Below are 25,416 nucleotides of genomic sequence, written 5' to 3' on the forward strand. Positions count from 1 at the left end.
GGATGGCGGCCGGGGCGCGGGAGGCAATCCGGGATGAGGCGCTGCGCCTCGGCTTCGATGCGGTGGGCTTCGCCCGCGCCGAGCTCGGCCCGGAGGTGCGGCGGCGGCTGGAGGATTTCCTCGCCCGGGGCATGCATGGCGAGATGGGCTGGATGGAGGGCCGGGCCGAGCAGCGGGCGCATCCCCGGGCGCTCTGGCCGGAGGCGCTCTCCGTGATCTGCCTCGGCCTCTCCTACGCCCCGGCCGAGGACCCGCTGGCCCCCCTCGCCCGGCCGGATCGCGGCACGATCAGCGCCTATGCCCGGCATCGCGACTACCACGATATCGTCAAGCCGCGGCTGAAGGCGCTGGCGCGCTGGATGGTGGCGCGCTTCGCCGGGACGGGGGTGAAGGTCTTCGTCGACACCGCCCCGGTCTCGGAGAAGCCGCTCGCCGCCCAGGCCGGGCTCGGCTGGCAGGGCAAGCACACCAACCTCGTCTCCCGCGCGCATGGCTCCTGGCTGTTCCTCGGGGAGGTCTACACCACCCTGGCGCTGGCCCCGGACGCGCCGCATGCCGATCGCTGCGGGAGTTGCACGCGCTGCCAGGTGGCCTGCCCGACGGACGCCTTCCCCGCCCCCTACCGGCTCGACGCGCGGCGCTGCATCTCCTATCTCACCATCGAGCATCGCGGTCCGATCCCGGAGGCGCTGCGGCCGAAGCTCGGCAACCGCATCTACGGCTGCGACGACTGCCTGGCGGTCTGCCCCTGGAACCGCTTCGCCCGGCCGACGACGGTGCCGGGGCTGATCGCGCGGGAGGATCTGATCGCGCCGGAGCTGGCGATGCTGGCGCGGCTCGACGATGCCGGCTTCCGGGCGCGCTTCGCCGGCTCGCCGGTCAAGCGGATTGGCCGCGGCCGCTTCGTGCGCAACGTGCTCTACGCCATCGGCAATTCCGGCGAGGCCGGCCTGCGCCCGGTGGCGCGGGCGCTCTGCGGCGATGCGGATGCGGTGGTGGCGGAGGCGGCGCGCTGGGCGCTGGCACAGCTGGATGGAACGGCGCCGGCCCCAGGGTTGCAGGATGGGGCCGAAGGGATGGTGCAGGATGGGTGAGACGGATCGGGGCCGCGGGACGCGGCGGAGGGCGTGATGCGCGAGGATGCGGCGCTGGTGCTGTTCAGCGGCGGGCAGGATTCCGCCACCTGCCTCGCCTGGGCGCTGGAGCGCTTCGCCCATGTCGAGACCATCGGCTTCGATTACGGCCAGCGCCATCATGTGGAGATGGTGGTGCGCGGCGTGTTCCGCGACCGGATCGCGCGGGAGTTTCCCGGCTGGGCGCCGCGGCTCGGGCCGGACCATGGGCTGAGCCTCGATGCGCTGCGCGCCGTCTCCGACACCGCCCTGACGCGCGAGACCGAGATCGCCATGCAGGCGGATGGGCTGCCCAACACCTTCGTCCCCGGGCGCAACCTGCTCTTCCTCACCTTCGCCGCGACGCTGGCCTACCGGCGCGGGCTGAAGCATCTCGTCGCCGGCGTGTGCGAGACGGATTATTCCGGCTACCCCGATTGCCGCGACGACACGCTGAAGGCGCTGCAGGTGGCGATCAACCTCGGCATGGAGCGGCGCTTCGTGCTGCACACGCCGCTGATGTGGCGCGACAAGGCGGCGACCTGGGCGCTGGCCGAGCGGCTGGGCGGCACGGCGCTGGTCGAGGCGATCCGCGAGGACACGCATAGCTGCTATCTCGGCGACCGGGCGCATCGCCATCCCTGGGGCTATGGCTGCGGCACCTGTCCCGCCTGCGAGCTGCGGCAGCGCGGCTGGGACGCCTGGCGGGCCGCGCATGTTTGAGCTGGTCTTCCGCCGCCGCTTCTCGATGGCGCACCGGCTGCTCGCCGGCGGCTCGGCGCAATGCGCGCTGCCGCATGGCCATACCGAGACGGTGACGGTGCGGCTGCGGGCGGTGCGGCCGGCGCCGCTCGACGGCGGGGCCAACATGGTCGAGCCCTTCGCGCGGGCGAAGTCGCGCTGGCACCACTGGATCGACGGGCATGTCGACCATGCGCTGCAGCTCGGCGAGGGCGACCCGCTGCTCGGCTGGTTCCAGGCGGCGGAGCCGGAGCGGCTGCCGCGCATCCTGGTGACGCCGGGCGACCCGACGACGGAGCTGCTCTGCGGCCTGTTCGCGGCCAAGCTCGGCGCCTTCCTCGCCGCCGATGGCGGGCGGCTCGCCTGCGCCGGCCTCGAGATCGAGGAGACGCCGACCAACACGGTGCGCTTCGAGGGCGATCCCTTCGACATCCTGCCGCGTCGCCAGGGCTGGTGGTCGCGCGCCGATCTCAGCATCAACGATCTGGATCCCGCCCGGTGAGCTACGCGGTCAAGGAGATCTTCCCGACCCTGCAGGGCGAGGGCGGCCAGGCGGGCCGCGCCGCGGTCTTCTGCCGCTTCGCCGGCTGCAACCTCTGGAGCGGGCGGGAGGAGGACCGGGCGGCCGCCGTCTGCCGCTTCTGCGACACGGATTTCGTCGGCCTGGATGGCGAGGGCGGCGGCCGCTTCGCCGATGCCGCGGCGCTGGCCGCGGCCATCCTCGCCGCCTGGCGGGGCGGCGCCGAGGGGCGGCATGTGGTCTTCACCGGCGGCGAGCCGCTGCTGCAGCTCGACCCGCCGCTGATCGCGGCGATGCACGATGCGGGCTTCGCCATCTCGGTCGAGAGCAACGGCACCATCGCGCCGCCGCCCGGCATCGACTGGCTCTGCGTCAGCCCGAAGGCAGGGGCGCCGCTGCGGGCGACGCGCGGGGAGGAGCTGAAGCTCGTCTATCCGCAGCCCGGCCTGTTGCCGGAGGCGGTGGCGCATCTCGATTTCCGCCACTTCTTCCTGCAGCCCATGGACGGGTCGGACCGCGCCGCGCATACGGCGGCGGCCGTCGCCTACTGCCTCCGCCACCCCCGCTGGCGGCTCTCCCTGCAGACCCACAAGCTGATCGGGATTCCCTGAGCGCAGGACGCCTTCGTCCCAGAACGCCCATCGCAACCGTCGCCTCCTGTTGCCCTGACGCGGCTTTGCCGCGGCAGGCTGTGACGCATCGAGGATCAGGTGCGAATCCCAGGGTCCCCGCGAAGACGCGAAGCGGCTTCGTGGGGAGATTATCCGCCCCCCGCGGCGGCGCGCAGCGGCTTCGCGGGGATCACTGGGGCACCCAGTCCGGCCTCGGCATCTCCATATAGGCCTGGCGCAGCGCCTCGCTCCAGCCGTCGCGGATTACCCGGAAATAGGCATCCTCCTCGGTGAGCCGCTTGCGCAGCGTCACCGCGAAGCTGTCCGCCCGATAGACCAGCAGATCGACCGGCAGGCCGACCGTGAGGTTCGAGCGCAAGGTGCTGTCCATGCTGATCAGCACCAGCTTCACCCCATCCACCACCGAGGTGTCGAAGCTCACCGCCCGGTCCAGGATCGGCTTGCCGTATTTGTGCTCGCCGATCTGCAGGAAGGGCGTGTCGGCCGTCGCCTCGATGAAATTGCCGGCGGCATAGACGAGGAACAGCCGCGGCGGCTCGCCGACGATCTGGCCGCCGAGCATGAGGGAGATGTCGAAGCGCACCTCCTGCGCCTTCAGCGCCTCGCCATCGGCGGCGAAGACGTCGCGCACCGCCTGGCCGACCAGGCGGGCGGCGCGGAACATGTTCGGCACGCTGCGCAGCGTCTGCCGCACGCCGCCGAGCTGCACCCCCTCCTGCAGCCGGTTCCACACCGCCTGGGTGATGGCGAGGTTGCCGGCCGAGAGCATGGTCAGCACCCGCTCCCCCGGCACCTCCTCGACCTGCATCTTGGAGAAGACCGAGATGTGGTCGACGCCGGCATTGGTCCTGGTGTCGGAGAGGAGGACCAGCCCCTCCCGCAGATAGAGTCCGACGCAATAGGTCATGCCGCCCTTCCCCAACCCCCGGCCGGGCGCGGCCAGGCGCGGCCGAAGCATAGGGCGGATCGCGCCGCCCTCAATGGCGGATGTAGAAGGCTTCGATCTCGCCGCCGAGCGCGGCGGTGCGGGTGATCATGTCGGTGAGGAATTCGTGCAGCCCCTGCGCGAAGACATCCTCGATCCGCCCGTAGCGGAGCTGCGCCTTCAGCAGGCCGGCGATCCGGTGGCACTCGCCGAAGCGGCCGCCCTGGCCGATGCCGATCGCCTCCAGCGTGTCGGCGACGGCGCCGTGGCAGGCGGCGAGGCTGCGCGGCAGCTCGGGGCGCAGGATCATCAGCTCGGCGATGCGCCGGCCGGAGAGCCGCTCCCGGTACACCCACTGGTAGGAGCGCATGGCCGAGACCGAGCGCAGCACCGCCTGCCACTGCACGTAGTCCACCGCCCCCTCGACGCCCGGCGCGAAGAGCGCGTGCTTCACGTCGAGCAGCCGCGCGGTGTTGTCCGCGCGCTCCAGCATCGTGCCGAGATGCACGAAGCGCCAGGGCTCGTTGCGCAGCATGGTCTCGTTCGCCGCGCCATTGAACAGCGTCACCCGCTCCCGCACCCAGCCGAGGAAGTCGATGAGGTTCTCCCCCTCGGTCGCGTCGGGAGCCAGGTTGCGCAGGTGGTTCCAGCTGTCGTTCAGCGCCTCCCACATGTCGACGGTGAGCGCCGTGCGCACCGAGCGGGCGTTGCGCCGCGCCGCCTCGAAGCAGGCGAGGATGCTGGAGGCGTTGTCGGGGTCGAAGACCAGCCAGTGGATGGCGGCCTCGGCCGTCGGCGCCTCGTATTTCCGGTAGAAGCCGGCATCGCCGCCCGAGGCGGTGAGCAGGGCGCGCCACTCCGCGCCCTCGTCGCCAAGCCGGGCCGAGATCGCCGCCATGCGGAAGGCGACGGCGATGCCGCGCGCCGTGTTGCCGGCGCGCTCGGCGTAGCGGGCCAGCCAGAACAGGTTCTCGGCGGTGCGGCTCAGCATCCGATCGAGGCCGTCTGCACCTGTCCCTCCATGGCCCCGTCCATCACGCCGGGCCCCTCATCCTCCAGCACCCAGGTATCCTTGGTGCCGCCGCCCTGGGAGGAGTTCACCACCAGCGAGCCGTCCTTCAGGGCGACGCGGGTGAGGCCGCCCGGGACGATGCGGATCTCCTTGCCCGAGAGCACGAAGGGCCGCAGGTCCACATGCCGCGGCGCGATGCCCTGCTCGACCACGGTCGGGCAGGTGGAAAGGGCGAGGGTCGGCTGGGCGATGTAGTCGCCGGGCCGGGCCAGGATGCGGGCGTGGAATTCCTCGCGCTGGCCCTTGGTCGCATGCGGCCCGATCAGCATGCCGTAGCCGCCCGAGCCCTTGGCGAGCTTCACCACCAGCTTGTCGAGGTTGGAGAGGACGTAATTGCGGTCCTCCTCCCGCTCGCAGAGGAAGGTGGGCACGTTCTGCAGGATCGGCTCCTCGCCGAGATAGAAGCGCACCATCTCCGGCACGTAGGGGTAGATTGCCTTGTCGTCGGCGATGCCGCCGCCGGGCGCGTTGGCCAGCGCCACGTTGCCGGCGCGATAGGCCTCCATCAGGCCGGGCACGCCGACCAGGCTGTCCGGGCGGAAGGCATCGGGATCGAGGAACTCGTCGTCGATGCGGCGGTAGATCACGTCCACCCGCTTCGGCCCGGCGGTGGTGCGCATGTAGACGACGCGGTCCTGCACGCAGAGATCGGCGCCCTCCACTACCTCGACGCCCATCTCGTCGGCGAGGAAGCAATGCTCGTAATAGGCGCTGTTGTAGGGGCCAGGGGTGAGGATGGCGACGGTCGGGTTCTCGCTGGCGCGGGCCGGCGCCACCGCCTTCAGCGTCTCCAGCAGCTCCTCCGGATAGCGGCTGACCGGTGCGATGCGGTGCCGGGCGAACAGCCTCGGGAACAGCCGCAGCATCGCCTCGCGGTTCTCCAGCATGTAGGAGACGCCGGACGGCGTGCGGCAGTTGTCCTCGAGCACGTAGAACTCGTCGGGCCCGGTGCGCACCATGTCGATGCCCGAGATATGCGTGTACACGCCGCCCGGCGGCGTCACCCCGACCATCTCCTTGCGGAAGCCCTCATTCTCCAGCACCAGGGCGCTCGGGATCCGGCCGGCCTTCAGGATCTCCTGCGGCCCGTAGACATCCGCGAGGAAGGCGTTCAGCGCCCGCACCCGCTGGCGCAGGCCGCCGGAAAGCCGCTCCCATTCGGATTTCGCAATGATGCGGGGAATGATATCAAAGGGAATCAGCCGCTCCGGGTCACCGCCCTCCCCATAGACGGCGAAGGTGATGCCGATGCGGCGGAACAGCAGCTCCGCCTCGCGGCGCTTGCGGTCCAGCTGCTCGCGCGGCGTGGCGCGGAGCCAGCGCTCGATCTCGGCATAAGCGGCACGGACCCCATCCTCGGCGCGCATCTCGTCGTATGCGGCACTTGTCTTAGGCGACACTCGGTTCCGACCCCCTGGATGCGGCTGCGGCCCTTCAAAGCAGCACGCCGGGCGGCCTTTTCGCAAGTCGCGACACGCATCGAATTGCGGCGCTGCCGGGCGCCTTGCCCAGCATCTGCCCAGCCTTGCCCAAGGCGGCGGCAGCCGGCGGGCTGCGCAAGCCCCTGGCGAGCGCCTATGCTCGGCCCGAAACCAACCGGAAGGACATGCGATGCCGAAGCCGATGCGGGATGCCGGCCCCACCACCGGGGCCGAGGCCGTCGCCGCCGCGCTGCGCGCCGCCGGCGTGCCGCGCCTCTACGGCGTGCCGGGCGGCGGCTCCAGCCTCGACCTGGTGGAGGCCGCCGCCGCCGAGGGCATCCCCTTCGTCCTGGCGCGGCAGGAGACGGCGGCGGTGATCATGGCCGCGACCGAGGCCGAGCTGGCGCATCGCCCGGTCGCCGCCCTCGTCACGCGCGGGCCGGGCGTCGGCAATGCCGCCAACGGCATGGCCCAGGCCTCGCTCGACCGCGCCCCGGTGCTGCTGCTGGCCGATGGCTTCACCGGCGCCGAGCGCGCCTTCGCCAACCACCAGTTCTTCGACCATGCCGGCATGCTGGCGCCGGTGACCAAGGGCGCGGCGCGTGCGGTCGAGCCCGGCGGCGCGCCGGGCGTCATGGCGGCGAGCCTGCTGGCGAGCGCGCTGGCCGCGCCGCGCGGCCCGGTGCTGCTGGAGCTCTCGGGCGCCGCCGCCCGCGCCCCGTCCCCCTTGCCCGGCCCGGTGACCCTCGCCGCCGCCTCGCCCGCAGGCCCCCTGGCCGAAGGCCCGGCCCTCGACGCCGCGCGCGCCTTGCTGGGCGCGGCGCGGCGGCCGGTGATCGTCGCCGGGCTGGAGGCGACCGAGCCCGCGGCCTGCGCGGCGCTGCGCGGCCTCGCCGCGCGGCTCGGCTGCCCGGTGCTCGTCACCTACAAGGCCAAGGGCGTGCTGCCGGATGCCGACCCGCTCTTCGCCGGGGTCTTCACCGGCGGCGCGGCCGAGGCGCCGGTCATGGCCGAGGCGGATCTCATCCTGCTCGCGGGCGCCGATCCGGTGGAGTTCATCCCGCAGCCCTGGCGCTACGCCGCGCCGGTGCTCGATCTCGGCACCGCGCCGCGGCCATTGCACTATGCGACGCCAGCCGCCGCGCTCTACGGGCCGCTCGCCCCGGCGCTGGCCGCGCTGGGCGGCGCGGCCTCGGCCTGGGACGCCGCGACGATCGCCCGCCACCGGGAGGCCTGGCTGGCGGCGCTGGCCAATGGCCCGACCCCGCCGGGCGGCGGCAATCGCGGCCTCTCGCCGCAGGCGGTGGTGACGCTCGCCGCCGCGGCCTGCCGCGATGCCGGGCGCGCGCCGCGCGTCGCCGTCGATGCCGGGGCGCATATGTTCCCCTGCACGACATTCTGGCCGGCGGCGCGGCCGGGCGACCTGCTGATCTCGAACGGCCTCGCCACCATGGGCTTCGCCCTGCCCGCCGGCATCGCCGCGGCGCTGCACGACCCGGCGCGCGGCGCCCTCGCCTTCACCGGGGATGGCGGGCTGCTGATGGCGCTCGGCGAGCTGGCGACGGCCGTGGTGCTCGGGGTGAAGCTCGCCATCGTCGTCTTCAACGACGCGACGCTCTCGCTCATCGACATCAAGAAGGGCGGTCGCGCGCTGCCGGGCGGGGCGCTGGGCTGGCCGGAGGCGGATTTCGCCGGCGTCATGCAATCGCTCGGCGGCATCGGGCTGCGCGCGACGGATGAGGCGGGCTATCGCGACGCGCTCGCCGCGGCGCTGGCCGCGCCCGGCCCGGCGCTGGTCGATGTGCGGGTCGATCCCGGCAGCTATCCGGCGCAGATCAAGGCGCTGCGCGGATGAGCGACCCGCATGCGGTCGAGAGCGAGGCGGCGCTGGCCGCGCTCTACGAGGCGCCGCATCCGCGCTTCCTCGCCAAGGTGACCGACCGGCTGGAGGCGACGGCGCGCGCCTTCATCGCCGCCTCGCCCTTCTGCATCCTGGCGACCGCCGGGCCGGCGGGGCCGCATGCGACGCCGCGCGGCGACGCGCCGGGCTTCGCCCTGCCGCTGGAGGACCGGCTGCTCGCCCTGCCCGACCGGCGCGGCAACAACCGGCTGGATGCGCTGCGCGACGTCATCGCCAATCCCGAGGTGGCGTTGCTGTTTCTCATCCCCGGCGTCGGCGAGACGCTGCGGGTGCAGGGCCGGGCGCGCATCACCGCCGACCCGGCGCTGCGCGCCCGGCTCGCGGCGCAGGGGAAGGAGCCGGCGACGGTGCTGCTGGTGGCGGTGCGCGAGGTCTATGCGCATTGCGCCAAGTCGGTGATGCGGTCGCGGCTCTGGGGCGATGCGCCGCGGCCGGCGGGCGTGCCGACCAACGGGCAGATGATCGCGGCGCACAGCGCGGGCGCGGCGATCGACCCGGCGCGCTACGAGGCGGAGTATCAGGCGCGGATCCGGGCGCAGATCTACTGATTTCCCCATGACGTCGCTGCGCGACGCCGCGGGGGCCCCGTCACTCCCCACGAAACCGGTCCGCGGTTCCGCGGGGGCCCCGGGCTTCGCGCCCGGTCCCGGATGCGGCAGGAGGAGGCGGGCGTTCCGGTGGCGGCGCTTGTCCGCTGGACGGGGCGGGCAAATATGGTGGGGAGGATGTCCCCACTTCGCCTCGCTCTGCTGCTCTTCCTGGTCTTCTTCCTGCTCCCCATCGGGCTTTCCGCGGCGCGCCATGCCTGGGCGGGCGGCGGCGAGGGCTGGCGGACCGCCGACCGCTCCAGCGCCGGGCTGCTGCCCCCGGCCGCCGCGCATCGCCCGGCCCAGGTGCGCGTCCTCGCCGCCCGCACCGTGCGCTGGCGCGGCATCTTCGCCGTGCATTGCTGGCTGGTGCTGAAGCCGGAGGGCGCGCCGGGCTACACCCGCTACGACTACACCGCCTGGGGCGAGCCGATCCGCCTCAACGGCTTCGAGCCGGATGGCCGCTGGTTCGGCCAGGTGCCGGAGGTGATCTTCGCCGCCGACGGCGCCGAGGCGGCGGCGATGATCCCGCGCCTGCAAGCCGCGGTCGAGAGCTATGCCTGGCGCAACCGCGGCGACTACCGGCCCTGGCCGGGGCCGAATTCCAACACCTTCGTCGCCGCGGTGCTGGCGGCGGCGCCGGGCATCCGCGCCACCCTGCCGCCCACCGCGATCGGCAAGGACTATCCCTATGACGGGCACTGGCTGCGGCGGACGCCCTCCGGCACCGGCTTCCGCCTCAGCCTCGGCGGCTATGCCGGCCTCACCCTCGCCTGGGTCGAGGGGATCGAGCTGAACCTGCTCGGCGCCGTCGCCGGCATCGACCTGCGGCGACCGGCGCTGAAGCTGCCCGGGCTGGGGCGCCTCGGCCTGCCCGGGCGGGAGGGCGCGGGCACGGCGCTGCCGTGACCCGCACGAGGCACCGTAGAGCGTCCGTCAGCACCGTCGCTGCCCGGTGCCCTGCCGCGGCTTGGCCGCGGCAGGCTGTGACGTCCCTTGGGCAGGAGGACTTCGCGGGGAAGCCTAGAGCGCCGGGGCGCGGCGATGCCAGTCGGTCGCCCGCTGGAAGGCGTCGCCGGCGCGCAGCACCGTCGCCTCGGCGAAGGGCCGCCCGGCGAGCTGCAGCCCGACCGGCAGGCCGCGGTCGTCGAAGCCGCAGGGGACGCTCAGCGTCGGCAGGCCGAGATAGTTGAAGGGCCGCGTATTGGCCGAGACCGCCATGAAGCGGTGCCAATTCGCCGGATCGGCATCGATATCGGTCTCGGCGAGGGTCGGCACGCGGATGCGGAGCGTCGGCGTCGCCACCAGGTCATGGCCGGTCAGCGCCTCGGCGACGAACTGCTTGAGCAGAGCGCCGCGCCGCGACAACGCCTCGACATAGAGATGCCCCGGGATGGCATAGCCGCCGAAGAGCCGCGCCGAGAGATGGATGGCGTAGTCGCCCGGATGCTCGCGCATCCAGTTGGCGTGGATCGCCGCCCCCTCCACCCGGCTGACCAGCGCGGTATAGGCGGCGATGGCGGCGAGGCTCGGCGCCTTGATGCGCGTCACCACCGCCCCCGCCTCGCGCAGCGCGGCGAGGGCCTGCTCGAAGGCGGCCACCACCGGCGCATCGGCGCCGTCGAGGAAATAGGTCTCGCAGACCGCGATGCGCATGCCCCTGACGCTGCCGGTCAGCGCCGCCTCGTAATCCGGCACCGGCTCGGCGGCGCTGGTCGGGTCCTTCGGGTCCTGCCCGGCGGTGACGCGGAGGAAGCGCGCCGCGTCGCGCGCCGTCCGCACCAGCGGCCCGACATTGTCGCAGGAGAAGGAGAGCGGCATCACCCCGTGGCGCGAGACCCGGGTCTGGGTGGCCTTCAGCCCGGTCACGCCGCAGAGCGTCGCCGGCAGGCGGATGGAGCCGCCGGTATCGCTGCCGAGCGCCGCGGTGAAGAAGCGCGCCGCAACACCCGCGCCGGAGCCGGAGGAGGAGCCGCCGGTGCAGTAATCGAGGTTCCAGGGGTTGTGGCAATGGCCGAAATGCGCGTTGTGCCCGGTCGGGTTCTGCGCGAACTCGGCCATGTTCAGCGTGCCCATGTCGATCGCGCCGGCCGCGTCCAGCCGCTCGAGCACGGTCGCGGTCACCTGCGGCACGAAGTCGCGGCGGATCTTCGAGCCGCAGCTGCTCACCTTGCCGGCACGGTAGTACATATCCTTGTGCATCATCGGCGCGCCGGCGAGCGGGCCGCACGCCTCGCCGGCGGCGCGCGCCTTGTCCTGCGCCGCGGCGGCGGCGAGCGCCGCCTCGCGGTCGAGCCGGATGACGGCATTGACCTTGCCGTCATGCGCCTCGATGCGGGCGAGGCAGGCGCGGACCAGCGCCTCCGCCCGCAGCTCGCCGCGAGCGAAGGCGTCCGCGGCCTCGGTCATGGAGAGATCGGCGAGATCGCTGGCGGCGACGGGGGCGTTCATTGGCCCGGCTCCTTGCAGGCGCGCAGCGCCGCCTCGAAATGGCTCGGCTCCTCCTCGAAGACCATGCTGCCGCGCAGCGCCTCGAGCTCGGCGATGAGCGCGGCATGGTCGGCGAGCCCGTGGCGGGCGGCGGCGTTCGGCACGGCGACGCCGCTCCAGCGGCGGATCGCCTCCATCGTCGGGACGACGAGATCGGGTTCCATCGGCATCCTTGTCCCCTCTGTTCGGGCGCCGGCCGCCGGGGTTCCCCCAGGGGTCCCTGCGCGGCGGCGCTCCTGCACAGAACGAGCGGTTTGCAAGGCGCGTGCCGGACCAATAATCTATGGTTGAATTACGCCGCGGCGGCTCCTATGCAAGCCAGTGGAGCCTGGAAGAATCCCGCATGCGCCGCCTCGCTTTGCCCCTCGCCCTGCTGCTGCTCGCCAGCCTGCCCGCCCTCGCCGCCGAGACCAAGCCCCAGAAGGCGCCGAGCCCGGCGCAGCAGGCGCAGCACGAGAAGATGCGCCAGTGCAGCGCCTCGGCGAAGGAGAAGGCGCTGCACGGCGACCCCCGCAAGGTCTTCATGAAGGAGTGCCTCTCGAAGCGCGCCGCGGGATAGGGCGGATCGCCGCCCGCTACATCCTCTCCTTGATGCCGCGGGCGATCAGCCACCAGTTCACCGGGAAGGTGGTCCAGAAGCCGAGCACCATGGCGATCTGCATCATGAACCAGTAGGTCCACTGGGTCGGCTGCAGCCCTGGCAGCATCCAGGCGCGCAGCGCCATCCAGCCGAACATGCCGACCTGGTAGGCGAGCAGCGAGAGGGTGTCGATCTTCACCGCGGCGACGATCCCGTCCCACAGCCCGAGCCCGCGCATCGGCGCCACGCTGAAATACTGGAAGGCGATACCGAAGAGATAGGCCAGCACGAAGCCGAAGAGGAATTTGCCGAGCAGGTCGGAGCCGAACAGGGTGAAGCCGAGGGCGAAGACCAGCCAGTCGCCGATGAAATCGCCGAGGGCGCAGCCCGCGCCGCAATGCGTCGCCCCGGCGAAGGCATATTGCCACATCGGCCGCTCGCCTCGCCGCCGGCCAATGCGCCAGTAGAAGGGCAGCCCGAGCGGCCCCCAATAGAGCAGGGTGAGCGGCCAGACCACCTCCATGATCCACATCCTCTGCCGGCGGCCGAGCAGCAGGATGTCGGCCAGCACGTAGAGCGCACTGGCGATGGAGAGCAGGCCGTAGACGAGGGAGAGGCTATGCAACCAGGCGGGTGGCGTCATGCGGCCTGAAATCGCGGCGTGCCGCCTGGTTGCGGCGGCCTCGGTGCCGGATTGCACCGCGCCACGCCGCCCACCCTCCCCCCTTCAGCGCGGCGTCTCGGGCTGCCAGATCAGGTGCGAGCGCATCGTGGGCCATTCGGGCGCCGTGACGCTGTAGACGCAGGTATCGCGCAGCGGGCCGTCACGCATGCGCCGGTGGTGGCGCAGCGGGCCGTCACGCCTCCACCCGGCTTCCGACCCGACTGGATGCGCCTGCCGCGATCCGCCCTATCGCCGGCCCTGCCCGCTGCCCTCGGTGCCACCGCCGCTCCGGGCCAGCCGCTCGCACTTGTCGTTCTCGCCGACGCCGAACTGGATCGTTGGCAGCAGGGCGAGCGGCGGGAAGAGCACGCCGAGACCGGTCGCGGCGCCGGCCCGGGCGGCAAGCTCGCCCACCTCCGGCATGATGCTCGGCTGCTTGAAGGTGCCGGTGATCTTGATGCTGGTCGGCAGCGAGCCAACGCTGAAATGCTTGCTGTCGGTGCGCATCCAGAGATCGAGGATCTCCTTGCCCAGCCCCGCCATGCCGCCGCCCGTCACCAGGTTGCTGTCGGTGTCGAGCATCAGCGTATCGACCGAGAGCGCGCCGCGGCGCAGGCTGACATCGCCGATCATGCATTCGATATCCGCATCGGCGGGGATGCCGAGCGCCGAGAGCAGCGCCCGGCCGAATTGCAGGCCGGAGAGGTCGGTCAGCAGCGCGCTCACCTTGCCGCCGGTGCTGATCACCGTCAGCCCGCCATCGCCGTTGCCGAGCATCTCCGACATGGAACGGCCGGTGGCGTCCAGCTTGCCCTTGCCGTTCAGCGTCCCCGCCCCGGTCGCGCCGGCCGCCTGCATCAGGCGCGAGATGTCCACCCGGCGCAGCTCGAAGGTCGCCTGCGCTCGCGGCATGCCGCCCTCCTGCGGGGTGACGGTGAGATCCGTGCCGATCTCGCCGCGGCCGATGCGGAACTTGCCCGGCTGCAGCCGGATCACGCCATCGACGATATCGAGCTTCGCCTCCAGCCCGTCGAAGGGGATGCCCTTGCCGCGGATGCTGTCGGCGCGGTAGCGCACATGCACATCCGCCATCTTCAGGTTCGGCACGCTGATCGGCGTGGTCGGGATCAGCCGCGGGCTCGCCTCCGCCTGGGCGAGGGCGCGCCGCTGCGCCGCGGTCTGCCCCGGCGTCCCCTCCCGGCCCGGCTGGGCGCCGATCAACCCGCCGAGATCGGCGAGATCGACCCGCTTCGAGCGCAGATCGGCGGTGAAGACGGTCGGCGTGCCGGTGCTGACGGTGAAGTCGCCGGCGATGTCGCTGCTGCCGAGCGTGCCATCGACATCGGTGAAGCGCGCCTTGCCCTCGGCATAGTCGAGCTGGCCGGCGACGCGCAGCGGCGGCGTCGGGGCGATCGGCACGCCGATCAGCGGCCGCAGCAGCGCCATGTCCGGCGTGCGGATATCGAGCCGCAGATTGGCGCCGGCGAGCTTCACCGGGTCCCGCACCGTCCCCTTCAGCGCCACCCGGGTCGGGCCGTTGGCGAGTTGCAGGTCGATCGGCCAGGGGCGGTTGGGGTCGCGCAGGTTCAGGATGGCGCCGCTGCGCAGCCGGGCCTCGATCGGCTGCGCCGCATAGGTGCCCTTGGCATCGGCGACCAGCGCGGGGTCGCCCTCGGCCGGCTCCTCGGTGTGGAAATCGACGTTGAAATCCGCTTTCAGCCCGGCGATCGCGGTATGCACCTTGCCGTCATTGATGCGGAGCGCGCCGATCTTCGGCCCGCCCTCGCCTGCTCCCTCGCCCGCCGGGCCCGAGGCGTTGAAGGCGTAATTGGTGCTGCCATCGGGCCGCCCGAGCACCTGCAGCTGCGGCTGGTCGAGGGTGACGGAGGGGATCACCACCTCGCCGCGCAGCAGCGGCGCGAAGGCGACGTCGACGCTGCCGCGCGGCAGCAGGGCGAAGGGCGGGTCCTCCGGGAAGCCCGGCGGGTTGCCGACGCGCAACCCCTCGGCGGTGACGGTGATGGTGCGGCCGAGGCTGACATGCAGATGCTCGATCTTCACCGGCCGGCCGAGCTTGGCGCTCGCCTGCGCCTCGATGATCGGGATCAGCCAGTCCCAGCGGAACAGGGCGAGGAAGAGTGCGAGCGCCAGCAAGGGCAGCCCCACTCCCAGTCCCCACCGCCATGCCCTGCGCGTCGCCATGGTTGCGTGCCCCATCCTGTCATGGCCAGAGCGCAACAGGCGGAGACGGGTTCATCCGGGATGGAACCGGATCGCTCGGCTTGACTTCGCGGCCGATCCTTGATGCGCTGCGCCAACGGCCCGGTCGGGGCATCCGTGTCCGCGGGAAGGGCTGCGCCCACGACCATCGGTAGAGTGGCCTGCTTTCCCCTCCACCCTTTCCTGTCTGACCGGCGGACGCAGACGCGAGGAAGGGGCCTGCCTTGACCGATCCGTCCAATGCCGCGGCGATGCGCGAGGCATCGCCCTTCCGGTTGACTCTCGAGCAGCAGCGCAAGCGCGCCAAGGAATTGCTCGCGGCCCTGCGCGCGGGCGAGCCGGCGGCGCTGCAGCGCTTCCACCGCCGGCATCCGCGCGGCGCGGCGGCGGCACCGTGTCTGGCCGAGGCGCAGCTCGTCATCGCCCGCGAGCTCGGCCTGCCGAGCTGGCCGCGGCTGGTGGCGCATATCGCCGCGCTCGAGGCCAGCCGCGCCCGCATCCGCCGGGGCGCGCCGCCGCCGGATGGCGACCTGCCGACGCTGCACCTCCGCTGCGGCTGCGACATCGCGCCGGGGTTGCGCGCGGCCGGCTTCGTCGGAGCGTTCCTGGACTATGCCGATCCCCTCTGCCAGGGGCCGGTGCTGCCCGGCGCCGACTGGCTCGAGGCGCGCATCGACTTCCTGCACCGGAGCTACGGCGCGGATGCCGGTCTCGACCGCGCGGCGATCGCGGCGCGGCGGCGGCGGGAGGAAGCGGCGCTGCTCGAAGCGGCGCGGCATCCGCGCGTCGTGCTCTGGTTCGAGCATGACAGCTACGACCAGCTCCTCCTCGCCCGCTGCCTCGCCGCCTTCGCCGCGCGCCCGCCGGCGCGGCTGGAGCTGATCTCGCCGGGCCACTACCCGGGTGGCACGCGCTTCATCGGCCTCGGGCAATTGCCGCCGGAGGCGCTGCGGCTGCTCTGGGCGGAGCGTGTGCCGGTTCCGGCGGCGATGCTGGCGCTGGGCGAGGCGGCCTGGGCGGCGCTGCGGGCGCCCGATCCGCGGCCGCTCGCCGCGCTGGCCGCCGGCACGCCGGACCTGCCGCAGCTCGGCCGGGCGCTGCGGCGGCATTGCCAGGAACTGCCCTGGACCGGCGATGGGCTCGGCCTGAGCGAGCGGCTGATCCTGCAACTCCTGGCCGAGGCGCCGCGCAGCGCCGGCGCGGTGTTCAGCGCCCTGATGCTGGAGCGCGAGCCGCTGCCCTGGATGACGGACCTGATCGGGCGGGAGGTGATCGACGGCTTGCGGCGCGGCGCCACCCCGCTGCTCGCCGGCCGCTTCGAGGGGGCGGAGCGGCATTGGGCGGGCGCGCATCTCGATCTTACCCCGGCTGGCCGGGCGGTGCTGGCGGGCGAGCGGGACCGGATGACCCTCGGCCCGCCGCCGCGCTGGCTGGGCGGCGTGCCGGTGCCCGGCGTGGCGCCCTGCTGGAGGTGGGACGAGGCGGGTGGCGGCGTCATCCTGGCCTGAGGCGCGCCTCAGGCGGCGCGCGGCCTCGCCCGCTTCCGCAGCCCCTGCAGCCGCGCCAGCCCGGCCAGCCGGCGGTCGAGGAACTGCATGGCGCCGAAGATGGAGAGGTCCTCGTCACGCAACCACCAGGCGATGGTGGCGGCGTAGATCCCGGCCAGGCTGGCGCGGCGGGTGTACCAGGAGATATCCGCCGAGCTGTCGCCCGCCGCATGCCACATGGCGTCGGCCGCCGCGGCGGCGGCGCGCGCGGCGCAGCCGGCATGCCAGGGCAGCGCCAGCAGGCTGAGCGCCCGACGCAGCGCCCGCTTGTGCGGCGCGAGCGCGGTGAGGCGCAGCTCCACCACCCGCCGGATGCGCGCCGGCACGCGCAGCCCGGTCACCCCCTCGGCCGCGGCCGCGGCCTCCATCTCGCGGTTCACCAGGTCGAACCAGACCAGCACCGCCTCGACGGCGCCGCGCGGGAAATGGCTGGGGGCGAGCGCGGGGTCCTCGCCGATCGCCGCCAGCCCGGCCCGCACCGTGCCGAGGTTCCAGCCCTCGCGGGCGGCGACGGGCAGCATGGCCCGCACCGCCCGGTCGCGGATCGCGCTGCGCTCGATCATCGGGCGTTGCCCTCGGCGGCCCGCGCCAGCTCCTCGGTGAAGCCGAGCTGCGAGAGGTCACGCATGCGCATCGGATAGAGCACCCCGTCGAGATGGTCGGCCTCGTGCTGCATCACCCGCGCCACCATCCCCTCCGCCTCGCCCGTCACCGGGGTGCCCTCGGCATCGAGGCCACGATAGCGGATGCGGGCCGGGCGGCTGACCAGGCCGCGCAGGCCGGGGATGGAAAGGCAGCCCTCCCAGGCGCTCTCTTCCGCCTCGCCGAGTGGTTCCAACTCGGGGTTGAGCAGGGCCGCGACGCCGCCCGCCGGCACCCGCCAGACGAACAGGCGGAGCGGCGCATGCACCTGCGGCGCGGCGAGGCCGATGCCCCCGGCATCCGCCATGGTCTCGGCCATGTCGGCGATCAGGCGCCGGATCTCCGGATTGCTCGGGCCGGTGACCGGATCGGCCCGCCGCAGCAGGACGGGATGGCCCATGCGGGCGATCTTGAGGATGGACATGGCGCTCCGGAGCAGACTGCGGCCGCAAGAGGCCCGATCCCTGGAAAACCGGGCCCCGCCCGGGAGATAGGCATGGCACGCGGTGCTGGGGAGGGCTTCCTGTCGGGGGGCGAACCATGCTACAGCCCTCCTCTCCGCATTCCGGTGGACGGTACCAGGCAGCGCTCCGATGACGGGGCCGGCCGGAACCGCCCGCCGCCTGCGGCCTTTTCCATTGGTCCCAACAGCGATTGGAGGCTGAGCCGCGTGCAAGTCGTCGTCCGTGACAACAACATCGATCAGGCGCTGAAGGCGCTCAAGAAGAAGCTGCAGCGGGAGGGTGTTTTCCGCGAGATGAAGCTTCGCCGTCATTACGAGAAGCCGTCCGAGCGCCGCGCCCGCGAGGCCGCCGAGGCCGTCCGCCGCGCCCGCAAGGTCGAGCGCAAGCGCCTGGAGCGCGAGGGCTTCTGAGCCCACGGGGCTGACGCCCTGCCCATTCGGCCCAAGGGCTAGGCCCTCATGGCCTGCCCCTCTGGCCTGCCCCTCTGGCGGGCCCCTTCGATCCGGACCAGCCGCGGCGCGGGGATGACCCGCGCTTCGCGGGTCCGTGAAGGCCAGCGGCCCTGCGGGGGTTCGTCCCGGCCGGGGCCTTGTCCCCTCTCCTGCCACAATCCAGTCGGCCCCACTCGCCAGCCGGCCCGTCCCGAGGGCAGACTGCGGCCTCGCGCCGCGGCCCCTGCGCCCAGCGGCGACGCAGCCATGGCAGGGCCGATCCTTGCCGCCGGGCCGTCCCGCCCGGCGCGATCCGGCCCCGCCGCAGGATGGAACGAGGTGGCCATGCCGAAAATGCAGCATCCATGCCGGCACCCCCGCCGGCAGCGGCCCGGACGACGCGGCGCATGATGCGGCTGCACTGGTCCTCGCGCTCGCCCTTCGTCCGCAAGGTCATGGTCGTCGCGCATGAGCGCGGCCTGGCCGAGCGCATCGAGCGGCTGCCGACCGTGGTGGCGCTCATCCAGCCGGACCTCGCGCTGCTGCCGCGCAACCCGCTCGGCAAGATCCCGACGCTGGTGCTGCCGGATGGCGTCACGCTCTACGATTCGCTCGTCATCTGCGAGTATCTCGACGGGCTCGGCAGCGGGCCGTCGCTCTTCCCGCCCGCCGGCCCGGCGCGGATCGAGGCGCTGCGGCGGCACGCGCTCGGCAACGGCTTCATGGACATGCTGCTGCTCTGCCGCACCGAGATGGGGCGCGAGCATCCGGACCGGCGCATCCTCGACGGTTTCTCGGCCAAGCAGGCGGCGGTGCTGGAGGCGCTGGAGGCCGAGGCGCCGCGGCTCTCCGGCCCGGGGCTGGATATCGGCCGGATCTCGATCGGCTGCGCCCTCTCCTATCTCGACTTCCGCTGGCCGAAATGCGGCTGGCGCAGCCTGCATCCGGCGCTCGCCGCCTGGCATGAGGGCTTCGCCGCCCGGCCCTCGGTGCAGGCGACCGAGCATGTCGATGCCTAGCCGTCCTGGCGGGCATCTTCGCGCCACCGCCAATCCGCTCTAGGCTCCCCGGCAAACGGGGGAGAGGACGGCCATGCGGCCCTTGCGGATCGGCGACGTCGACATCACCAGCATCGTCGAGCGCGACGGGCCCTGGCGGCGACCGGCCGACATGTTCCTGGCCTATGACGAAGCGAAGGGCGCGCGCCATCTCGCCGAGCTCGACCCGGTGGTCTTCGACGCCGCCTCCGGCCGCATGGTCATCACCTACCAGACCTTCGTGGTCCGCACGCCGAAGCACACCATCCTGGTCGATACCTGCACCGGCGAGGACAAGGGCTACCCGCCGCCGATGGACTTCCCCAAGGCCCCCTGGCTGGAGGGCTTCAGGGCCGAGGGGCTGCGCTTCGAGGATATCGACTACGTCTTCTGCACCCATCTGCACATCGACCATTGCGGCTGGAACACGCGGCTGCTGAACGGGCGCTGGGTGCCGACCTTCCCGCGCGCCAAATACGTCTTCCACAAGCGGGAATACGCCGCCTGGGAGGAGGCGACGCAGCGCGGCGCCAGCCCGCCGGGCAATGTCTGGCGCTACAACTGCGAGCCGGTGGTCGCCGCCGGCCAGGCGCTGCTGGTCGATGACGACTTCCAGCTCGACGACACCATCTCGCTGACGCCGACGCCGGGCCACGCGCCCTGCCATTGCTGCGTGAACATCCATTCGCGCGGCGAACGGGCCGTCGTCACCGGCGACCTCATGCACCACGCGCTGCAGATCCGCGAGCCGGACTGGTCCACCATCTTCGACTGGGACCCGCGCCAGGCCGCGGAGTCGCGCCGCAAATTCTTCGGCGAGGTGGTCGACACGCCGACCGTGGTGCTGCCGATCCACTTTCCCGGCAGCACCGCCGGCCGCATCACCGCCCGCGCCGAGGGCTTCGACTACCGCTTCCTCTGAGAAGACCCGCCGACAGGACAGGCCCGCGCCGGCGCCCGAGGGCGGCCATGCCCATCATCGCCGCATGCAATTGGAAGGAGACGCCCCTTGGCCCGCCTGCCCTATCTGGAGAAATCCGACCTCCGCCCCGAGGACCAGGACCTGCTGAAGCGCGAGATCACGCTGCACAAGGCGCTGGTGAACAATCCCGGCGCGGCGCGCGCCTTCGGCACGCTCGGCCAGTACATCCGGCACGGCTCGAAGCTCGATCCGCGGCTGCGCGAGCTGGCGATCCTGCAGGTCGGCTGGCTGGCCCGCTCGCCCTATGAATGGTCGCACCACGTCAAGATCGGCTACGATTTCGGCGTCACCGACGAGGATATCGAGGCGGTGAAGGCCGAGAGCCGCGGCGAGGCCTCGGCGTTGGAGCCCGTGGCGCGGCTGGTGCTGCGGGCGGCGCGGGAGGTCTATGCCGGGCCGGGGATCGGCTACGAGACCTTCGCCTCGCTGCGCGCCGCGCTCGACAACGAGAGCCTGGTCGACCTCGCCGTCACCGCCGGCTTCTACTGCGCGGTGGTGCGGGTGCTGGCCTCGCTAGAGGTGGATGTGGAGGAGAGCTACATGCCCTATCTGCGCAAGCACCCCTTCCCGATCCAGGCGGGCTGAGCATGGGCGCGACGCCGAAGCCCGCCCGGCCGCGGGGCCGCCACTTCTTCGCCAATCCGGGCCCGACCAACATCCCGGACAGCGTGCTGCTCGCCACCGCGCATCATACGGTCGACTTCAACGACCCGTCCTTCGCCGAGGTCTACTGGGCTTGCGTCGCGGGGCTGAAGCGGGTGCTGCGCACCAGCCAGCACCTCTTCCTCTATACCGGCTCCGGCCATGCCGCCTGGGAGGCGAGCCTGGTCAACCTGCTCTCGCCCGGCGATGCGATCCTGATCCTGGAGAGCGGGCATTTCTCGCAATCCTGGGGCCGCATGGCGCAGGAATTCGGCCTCGAGCTGCGAACCGTCCCGGCGGACTGGCGCCGCGGCGTGGAGATGGAGGCGGTGCGCGCCGCGCTCGCCGCCGATACGGCGCATGCCATCAAGGCGGTCGGCGTGGTCCATAACGAGACCTCGACCGGGCTGACCACGCCGGTCGCCGAGGTGCGGGCGGCGCTGGACGCGACCGGGCATCCGGCGCTGCTGCTGGCCGACACCATCTCCTCCCTCGGCAGCCTCGATTTCCGCATGGACGAATGGGGCGTCGATGCCGCGGTGGGCGGCAGCCAGAAGGGATTGATGCTGCCGACCGGCCTCAGCTTCACCGGCGTCTCGGAGAAGGCGATGCGGGCGCATGCGGAGTCCCGCCTGCCGAAGCACTATTTCCGCTGGAGCGCCATGTTGCAGCGGCCGCTGAAGAGCTTCCTCGGCACCGTGCCGACCAGCCTTTTCTACGGGCTGCAGGAATCGCTGCGGCTGATCGAGGAGGAGGGGCTGGACGCCGTCCTCGCCCGGCACGCCCGCCTCGCCGGCGCGGTGCGGGCGGCGGTGCAGCGCTGGTCGGGGAATGACGGGCCGCAGCTCTTCTGCCTCGACCCGGCGCGGTATTCCGACAGCGTCACCGCGGTGCTGATGCCGGAGGGCGGCGATGCTGACGCGCTGCGGCGGGTGGCGATGCAGCGCTTCAACCTCTCGCTCGGCGGCGGGCTCGGGCCGCTCGGCGGCCGGGTCTTCCGCATCGGCCATCTCGGCGACCTGAACGAGCCGATGATCCTCGGCACGCTGGCGACCGTCGAGCTGGCGATGCGGGTGAGCGGCGTGCCGCATCGCGCCGGCGGGGTCGAGGCGGCGCTGGAGACGCTGGGCTGAGCTCGGCGGGGCGGCCGCCGGGCCGCCCCCTATTCCCCTATCCCTTCAGCACATGGTCCTTCAGCACCTCGGGCCTGAAGGCGAGGCCGTGGCCGGGGCGTTCCGGGGCGATGGCGTGGCCGGCCTCGAAGCGCGGCGGCTCGACCCAGAGATCGTCCAGCAGCCCCATCTGCTCGATCCAGGCGCCGTTCGGGATGCTGGCCAGCAGATGCACGTTCAGCTCGGGGAAGAGATGCGGCGCCATGCTCATTCCCCAGGTCTCGGCGACCGTCGCGATCTTCCGCAGCTCGGTCAGGCCGCCGCGCATCGGGTCCGGCTGCAGGATCGGCAGGCGGGGATTCTCCAGCACCGGCTTCAGGTCGGCGCGACCGAAATGCGTCTCGCCGCCCACCACCCGCGTGGTCAGCGCCTCGGCGCAGCGGAGATAGCCGGCGAAGTCGTCGGCGGTCACCGGCTCCTCGATCCAGTAGGGGTCGTAGTCCTGGAAGGCGCGGCCGGCGATGATCGCCTGGTCGGCATGCCAGCCCATGTTGATGTCGATCATGATCTCGACATCCGGCCCGACCGTGTCCCGCACCAGCCGCAGGTTGCGCACGTCCTGGCGCCAATCACCGATATGCGCCGCCTGCATCTTGATCGCCCGGTAGCCCTGGTCGGCGTAGTGCTTCGCTTTGGCCGCCATCCCTTCGCCCAGCGCGCCGCGGAAGCAGCCGCTGCCATAGGCCGGGATGCGGCTGCGCACATGGCCCCAGAGCCGGTGCAGCGGCAGGCCGGCCGCCTTGCCCAGCACGTCCCAGAGCGCGATGTCGATCGCCGACTGCGCCATCATGGTCACGCCGCCGCGGCCGCCGGTCAGCGTCGCCCGCCAGAGATCCTGCCAGATGCCCTCCACCTCCGTGGCGTCGCGGCCGAGGAGGCGCGGCGCCATCGCCTCGGCGAGGCAGGCGCCGATGGTGCGCTGCAAGGGCAGGTTCAGCAGGTGCAGATAGCCCATGCCGGTGAGGCCGGAGCCGGTGACGACCTCCACCACCACCAGGTCGCGCATCGGGCCGAGCGCATGGCCGGCGAGCCAGGGGTCCGCCGCCCAGGGCAATTGCAGCAGGGTGGTGCGAAGCTCGCGGATGGTCAGGTCGGTCATGCGGGGGGCTCCTCCTCGCGCGCCAGGATGGCACGCCAGAGCGGCAGGGTCAGGGCCAGCACCAGCAGCCCGGCGATGCCGGTGACGGCGCAGGCGGTGGTCGCCCCGAAGCTGTCCGCCAGCAGGCCGAGGCCGAGGAAACCGATTGGGCCGAGGCCGATGCAGACCGAGAGCAGGCCGAGCACCCGCATCCGCACCTCCGGCGGCGCCAGCAGGTAGACCAGCGTCGCCTGCATGATGCTGAAGCCCGACTGGCCGAAGCCGACCAGGAACAGCGCCCCACCGGCGGCGACGGCGCCGGGCGCGAGCGCGAAGCCCGAGACCATGGCGAGGTAGAGGGCGAGGCCGCCGACATAGAGCCGGGCATACCAGGCCGGCCGGGCGAACCAGGCCATCAGCAGCGCGCCGAGGAAGGCGCCGACGCCGTCCATGCTGGCGAGCAAGCCGGTCGCCTCGGCGCCGAGGGCGAAGCGGTCCTGCGCCACCACGGGGACGAGGCTGGTGAAGGGCCAGCCGAAGACGTTGAACAGCACCGTCACCAGCAGCGTGCCGCGCAGCCGCGGCGAGCGCCGCACCGCCGCCAGCCCCTCCCCCATCCGCGCCAGCACCCCCTCCCCGGTCGCCGGGGCCGGGGCGGCGCGGTAGCGCAGCAGCAGGGTGGCGATCAGGGCGCCGCCATAGAGCAGGACCGAAGTAACGAAGGTGCCCTCGATGCCGACCGCGGCGAAGAGCAGGCCGGAGACGGTCGGCCCCATCATGCGGCTGGCATTGTTGCTGCCGACATCGAAGGACATCGCCTCGCCCATGCGGGCGGGGCCGACCACCTGGCCGATCATCATCCGCCGCACCGGGTTGTCGGCCGCCCAGGCGACGCCGTTGATGAAGCTCGCCACCGCGAGGTGCCAGACGGCGAGCGCCCCGGCGAGGCTCAGCAGGGCGAGGGCGAGGGAGGTGGCGAGGCTGGCGAGCACGATCGCCAGCAGCGCGGTGCGCGGCTGCACCCGCTCGGCCAGCACGCCGAGCGGGGCGCCGAACAGCCCCATGGGCAGGATGCGCAGCATGCCCATCATGGCGACGAGGAAGGCGGAGCCGGTGGCCTGCCAGATGAAGAGGGAGACCGCCAGCATCTCCAGCCAGCGCACCAGGAAGACGACCAGCCCGACCGTCCAGAGGCAGCGGAAATCGCCGATGGCGAATGGGCGCGGCGGCGCCACCGCGGCCGGCGCGGCACTGATCGTTCCCTCCATGCGCCCATGGTGCCGCCGATTGGCGCCCGCCGCCAAGCCCGGCATAGTCCATGTCAAAGCATTGCAGGGATGACGTCCATGCGGCCCTTCGAAGGCATCCGGATCATCGACATCACGCATGTGCTGGCCGGGCCCTTCGCGGCCTATCAGCTCGCCCTGCTCGGCGCCGATGTCATCAAGGTCGAGCCGCCGGAGGAGCCGGACCAGAGCCGCGACAGCGGCCCCGACCTGGCGCTGAACCGCGCGGGGATGGGCAGCTACTTCCTCACCCAGGCCGCCAACAAGCGCGCGATCACGCTCGACCTGAAGCAGGAGCCGGCGCGCGCGGTGCTGCGCAAGCTGGTCGCCGGCGCCGACGTGCTGGTGGAGAATTTCCGCCCCGGCGCCTTCGAGGCCCTGGGGCTGGGATCGGAGGCGCTGATGGCGATCAACCCGCGCCTCATCTACTGCTCCATCTCCGCCTTCGGGCAATCCGGCCCGCGCGGCAACCAGACCGCCTATGACCATGTGATCCAGGCGAGTTCCGGCATCATGGCGGCGACCGGCACGCCGGAGGTGAACCCGATCAAGTTCGGCGCCCCGGCGATCGACTACGCGACCGGCACCATGGGCGCCTTCGCCCTCTCGGCGGCGCTGTTCCAGCGGGAGCGGACCGGGCGCGGCCAGCGCATCGACCTCGCCATGCTCGATGTCGCGATGATGATGCAGGCCTCGCATGTCACCGCCTGGCTCGCCTCCGGCAAACCGGCGCGGCCGAACGGCAACAAGCACGCCCATGCCACGAACAGCGCCTATGCCACGAAGGACGGGATGGTGATGCTGGGCGCCAGCAACCTGCGGCAGCAGCGGCGCCTCTGGGCGGCGCTCGGCCGGCCGGAGATGGCGAAGGAGAGCAACGAGGCCCGCCTCGCCGACCGCGACCGGGAGGAGGCGGTGCTGGCCAGGATCATGCTTACGCGCACCGCCGATGAGTGGGAGGCCTATCTGCAGGCGCGCCACGTGCCGGCGGCGCGGGTGCGGCGGATGGAGGAGGCGCTGGCCGACCCGCATCTCGAGAGCCGCGGCTTGCTGCACCGCTTCCCCGAGGGCGCGCCCGGCGTGCCGCAACCCTTCGGCGTGCCGGTCGCCGCCTTCACCCTGGCGCATGGCGGGCCGCGGGTGGACAGCCCGCCGCCGCGCCTCGGCGCCGATACCGAGGCGGTGCTGGGCGAGCTCGGCTACGGCGCGGCGGAGATCGCGGCGCTGCGGGCGAGCGGCGCGATCTAGCC

Annotated in this window: 26 protein-coding genes; 15 read left to right on the forward strand and 11 right to left on the reverse strand. The window is 72.5% G+C overall.

Features of this window, described 5'->3' with window-relative positions:
- Positions 1-2: 2 nt before the first annotated feature.
- The 4 genes from queG to queE are packed head-to-tail and all read left to right on the forward strand — an operon-like array spanning position 3 to position 2,984.
- Positions 3-1,094 carry a tRNA epoxyqueuosine(34) reductase QueG gene (queG, locus tag HJG45_RS04010; RefSeq protein ID WP_171610809.1) on the forward strand — a complete coding sequence of 364 codons (1,092 nt, stop codon included), beginning with the start codon at positions 3-5 and terminating at the stop codon, positions 1,092-1,094.
- A 36-nt stretch (positions 1,095-1,130) separates the two neighbouring features.
- The gene (queC, locus tag HJG45_RS04015; RefSeq protein WP_171610810.1) at positions 1,131-1,835 is read left to right on the forward strand and encodes a 7-cyano-7-deazaguanine synthase QueC; all 705 of its coding nucleotides are present in this window, start codon (positions 1,131-1,133) and stop codon (positions 1,833-1,835) included.
- Complete coding sequence (locus HJG45_RS28330; protein WP_171610811.1) at positions 1,828-2,355, forward strand: 6-carboxytetrahydropterin synthase; 528 nt, start codon at positions 1,828-1,830, stop codon at positions 2,353-2,355. The genes queC and HJG45_RS28330 overlap by 8 nt, the downstream gene beginning before the upstream one ends.
- Complete coding sequence (queE, locus tag HJG45_RS28335; RefSeq protein WP_171610812.1) at positions 2,352-2,984, forward strand: 7-carboxy-7-deazaguanine synthase; 633 nt, start codon at positions 2,352-2,354, stop codon at positions 2,982-2,984. The genes HJG45_RS28330 and queE overlap by 4 nt, the downstream gene beginning before the upstream one ends.
- A gap of 190 nt (positions 2,985-3,174) precedes the next feature.
- Here queE and HJG45_RS04030 read toward each other — a convergent pair whose 3' ends face one another.
- The 3 genes from HJG45_RS04030 to HJG45_RS04040 all read right to left on the reverse strand — a co-directional run bounded on the left by HJG45_RS04030 (position 3,175) and on the right by HJG45_RS04040 (position 6,369).
- The gene (locus tag HJG45_RS04030; protein WP_171610813.1) at positions 3,175-3,912 is read right to left on the reverse strand and encodes a proteasome-type protease; all 738 of its coding nucleotides are present in this window, start codon (positions 3,910-3,912) and stop codon (positions 3,175-3,177) included.
- Between the two features lie 70 nt (positions 3,913-3,982).
- Positions 3,983-4,921 carry an alpha-E domain-containing protein gene (locus HJG45_RS04035; RefSeq protein WP_171610814.1) on the reverse strand — a complete coding sequence of 313 codons (939 nt, stop codon included), beginning with the start codon at positions 4,919-4,921 and terminating at the stop codon, positions 3,983-3,985.
- Positions 4,915-6,369, reverse strand: a complete 1,455-nt coding sequence (locus HJG45_RS04040; protein WP_171610815.1) for a circularly permuted type 2 ATP-grasp protein — start codon at positions 6,367-6,369, stop codon at positions 4,915-4,917. Before HJG45_RS04040 ends, HJG45_RS04035 begins: the two co-directional genes overlap by 7 nt.
- A 244-nt stretch (positions 6,370-6,613) precedes the next feature.
- Here HJG45_RS04040 and HJG45_RS04045 point away from each other — a divergent pair, with 244 nt between their 5' ends.
- The 3 genes from HJG45_RS04045 to HJG45_RS04055 all read left to right on the forward strand — a co-directional run bounded on the left by HJG45_RS04045 (position 6,614) and on the right by HJG45_RS04055 (position 9,840).
- Positions 6,614-8,278 (forward strand): thiamine pyrophosphate-binding protein, encoded by a 1,665-nt coding sequence (locus HJG45_RS04045; protein WP_171610816.1) that lies wholly within the window; start codon positions 6,614-6,616, stop codon positions 8,276-8,278.
- The gene (locus tag HJG45_RS04050; protein ID WP_171610817.1) at positions 8,275-8,892 is read left to right on the forward strand and encodes an MSMEG_1061 family FMN-dependent PPOX-type flavoprotein; all 618 of its coding nucleotides are present in this window, start codon (positions 8,275-8,277) and stop codon (positions 8,890-8,892) included. Before HJG45_RS04045 ends, HJG45_RS04050 begins: the two co-directional genes overlap by 4 nt.
- A 177-nt stretch (positions 8,893-9,069) precedes the next feature.
- Entirely contained in the window at positions 9,070-9,840 is a 771-nt protein-coding gene (locus HJG45_RS04055; protein WP_171610818.1) for a DUF3750 domain-containing protein, read from the forward strand.
- 114 nt (positions 9,841-9,954) lie between these two features.
- Here HJG45_RS04055 and HJG45_RS04060 read toward each other — a convergent pair whose 3' ends face one another.
- Both HJG45_RS04060 and HJG45_RS04065 read right to left on the reverse strand, forming a co-directional pair.
- On the reverse strand, positions 9,955-11,382 hold the full coding sequence (locus tag HJG45_RS04060) for an amidase (RefSeq protein WP_171610819.1): 1,428 nt from the start codon (positions 11,380-11,382) through the stop codon (positions 9,955-9,957).
- Positions 11,379-11,591 (reverse strand): hypothetical protein, encoded by a 213-nt coding sequence (locus HJG45_RS04065; protein ID WP_171610820.1) that lies wholly within the window; start codon positions 11,589-11,591, stop codon positions 11,379-11,381. The genes HJG45_RS04060 and HJG45_RS04065 overlap by 4 nt, the downstream gene beginning before the upstream one ends.
- 173 nt (positions 11,592-11,764) lie before the next feature.
- On the opposite strand from HJG45_RS04065, the gene HJG45_RS04070 reads away from it, so the two are divergent.
- Entirely contained in the window at positions 11,765-11,980 is a 216-nt protein-coding gene (locus tag HJG45_RS04070; RefSeq protein ID WP_171610821.1) for a PsiF family protein, read from the forward strand.
- A gap of 16 nt (positions 11,981-11,996) precedes the next feature.
- Here the strand turns inward: HJG45_RS04070 and HJG45_RS04075 are convergent, their stop codons facing one another.
- On the reverse strand, positions 11,997-12,644 hold the full coding sequence (locus tag HJG45_RS04075; RefSeq protein ID WP_171610822.1) for a DUF4396 domain-containing protein: 648 nt from the start codon (positions 12,642-12,644) through the stop codon (positions 11,997-11,999).
- A gap of 267 nt (positions 12,645-12,911) precedes the next feature.
- Positions 12,912-14,819, reverse strand: coding sequence for an AsmA family protein (locus HJG45_RS04085; RefSeq protein ID WP_254452275.1), 1,908 nt, complete (start codon positions 14,817-14,819; stop codon positions 12,912-12,914).
- A gap of 290 nt (positions 14,820-15,109) precedes the next feature.
- Between HJG45_RS04085 and HJG45_RS04090 the strand changes: the two genes are divergently transcribed.
- Positions 15,110-16,393 (forward strand): DUF1835 domain-containing protein, encoded by a 1,284-nt coding sequence (locus HJG45_RS04090; RefSeq protein WP_171610824.1) that lies wholly within the window; start codon positions 15,110-15,112, stop codon positions 16,391-16,393.
- An 8-nt stretch (positions 16,394-16,401) separates the two neighbouring features.
- Here the strand turns inward: HJG45_RS04090 and HJG45_RS04095 are convergent, their stop codons facing one another.
- Positions 16,402-16,995 (reverse strand): COQ9 family protein, encoded by a 594-nt coding sequence (locus HJG45_RS04095; RefSeq protein ID WP_171610825.1) that lies wholly within the window; start codon positions 16,993-16,995, stop codon positions 16,402-16,404.
- The gene (gene def / locus HJG45_RS04100; RefSeq protein ID WP_171610826.1) at positions 16,992-17,498 is read right to left on the reverse strand and encodes a peptide deformylase; all 507 of its coding nucleotides are present in this window, start codon (positions 17,496-17,498) and stop codon (positions 16,992-16,994) included. The genes HJG45_RS04095 and def overlap by 4 nt, the downstream gene beginning before the upstream one ends.
- 246 nt (positions 17,499-17,744) lie before the next feature.
- On the opposite strand from def, the gene rpsU reads away from it, so the two are divergent.
- The 5 genes from rpsU (at position 17,745) to HJG45_RS04125 (ending at position 21,763) form a co-directional block, all read left to right on the forward strand.
- Positions 17,745-17,948, forward strand: a complete 204-nt coding sequence (gene rpsU, locus HJG45_RS04105) for a 30S ribosomal protein S21 (RefSeq protein ID WP_007006360.1) — start codon at positions 17,745-17,747, stop codon at positions 17,946-17,948.
- A gap of 386 nt (positions 17,949-18,334) precedes the next feature.
- On the forward strand, positions 18,335-18,988 hold the full coding sequence (locus HJG45_RS04110; RefSeq protein WP_254452276.1) for a glutathione S-transferase family protein: 654 nt from the start codon (positions 18,335-18,337) through the stop codon (positions 18,986-18,988).
- 73 nt (positions 18,989-19,061) lie between these two features.
- Positions 19,062-19,928 carry an MBL fold metallo-hydrolase gene (locus tag HJG45_RS04115; RefSeq protein WP_171610827.1) on the forward strand — a complete coding sequence of 289 codons (867 nt, stop codon included), beginning with the start codon at positions 19,062-19,064 and terminating at the stop codon, positions 19,926-19,928.
- 87 nt (positions 19,929-20,015) lie between these two features.
- The gene (locus HJG45_RS04120; protein WP_171610828.1) at positions 20,016-20,573 is read left to right on the forward strand and encodes a carboxymuconolactone decarboxylase family protein; all 558 of its coding nucleotides are present in this window, start codon (positions 20,016-20,018) and stop codon (positions 20,571-20,573) included.
- Between the two features lie 2 nt (positions 20,574-20,575).
- Positions 20,576-21,763 (forward strand): alanine--glyoxylate aminotransferase family protein, encoded by a 1,188-nt coding sequence (locus HJG45_RS04125; RefSeq protein WP_171610829.1) that lies wholly within the window; start codon positions 20,576-20,578, stop codon positions 21,761-21,763.
- A 37-nt stretch (positions 21,764-21,800) separates the two neighbouring features.
- Here the strand turns inward: HJG45_RS04125 and HJG45_RS04130 are convergent, their stop codons facing one another.
- On the reverse strand, positions 21,801-22,901 hold the full coding sequence (locus tag HJG45_RS04130) for a mandelate racemase/muconate lactonizing enzyme family protein (RefSeq protein WP_171610830.1): 1,101 nt from the start codon (positions 22,899-22,901) through the stop codon (positions 21,801-21,803).
- Positions 22,898-24,148, reverse strand: coding sequence for an MFS transporter (locus tag HJG45_RS04135; protein WP_171610831.1), 1,251 nt, complete (start codon positions 24,146-24,148; stop codon positions 22,898-22,900). Before HJG45_RS04135 ends, HJG45_RS04130 begins: the two co-directional genes overlap by 4 nt.
- A 78-nt stretch (positions 24,149-24,226) precedes the next feature.
- On the opposite strand from HJG45_RS04135, the gene HJG45_RS04140 reads away from it, so the two are divergent.
- A complete protein-coding gene (locus HJG45_RS04140) occupies positions 24,227-25,414 on the forward strand; it encodes a CaiB/BaiF CoA-transferase family protein (RefSeq protein WP_254452277.1) in 1,188 nt (395 codons plus the stop codon).
- Positions 25,415-25,416 lie beyond the last annotated feature (2 nt).

The organism is Roseicella sp. DB1501 (assembly GCF_013112485.1).
Lineage (GTDB): Bacteria > Pseudomonadota > Alphaproteobacteria > Acetobacterales > Acetobacteraceae > Paracraurococcus.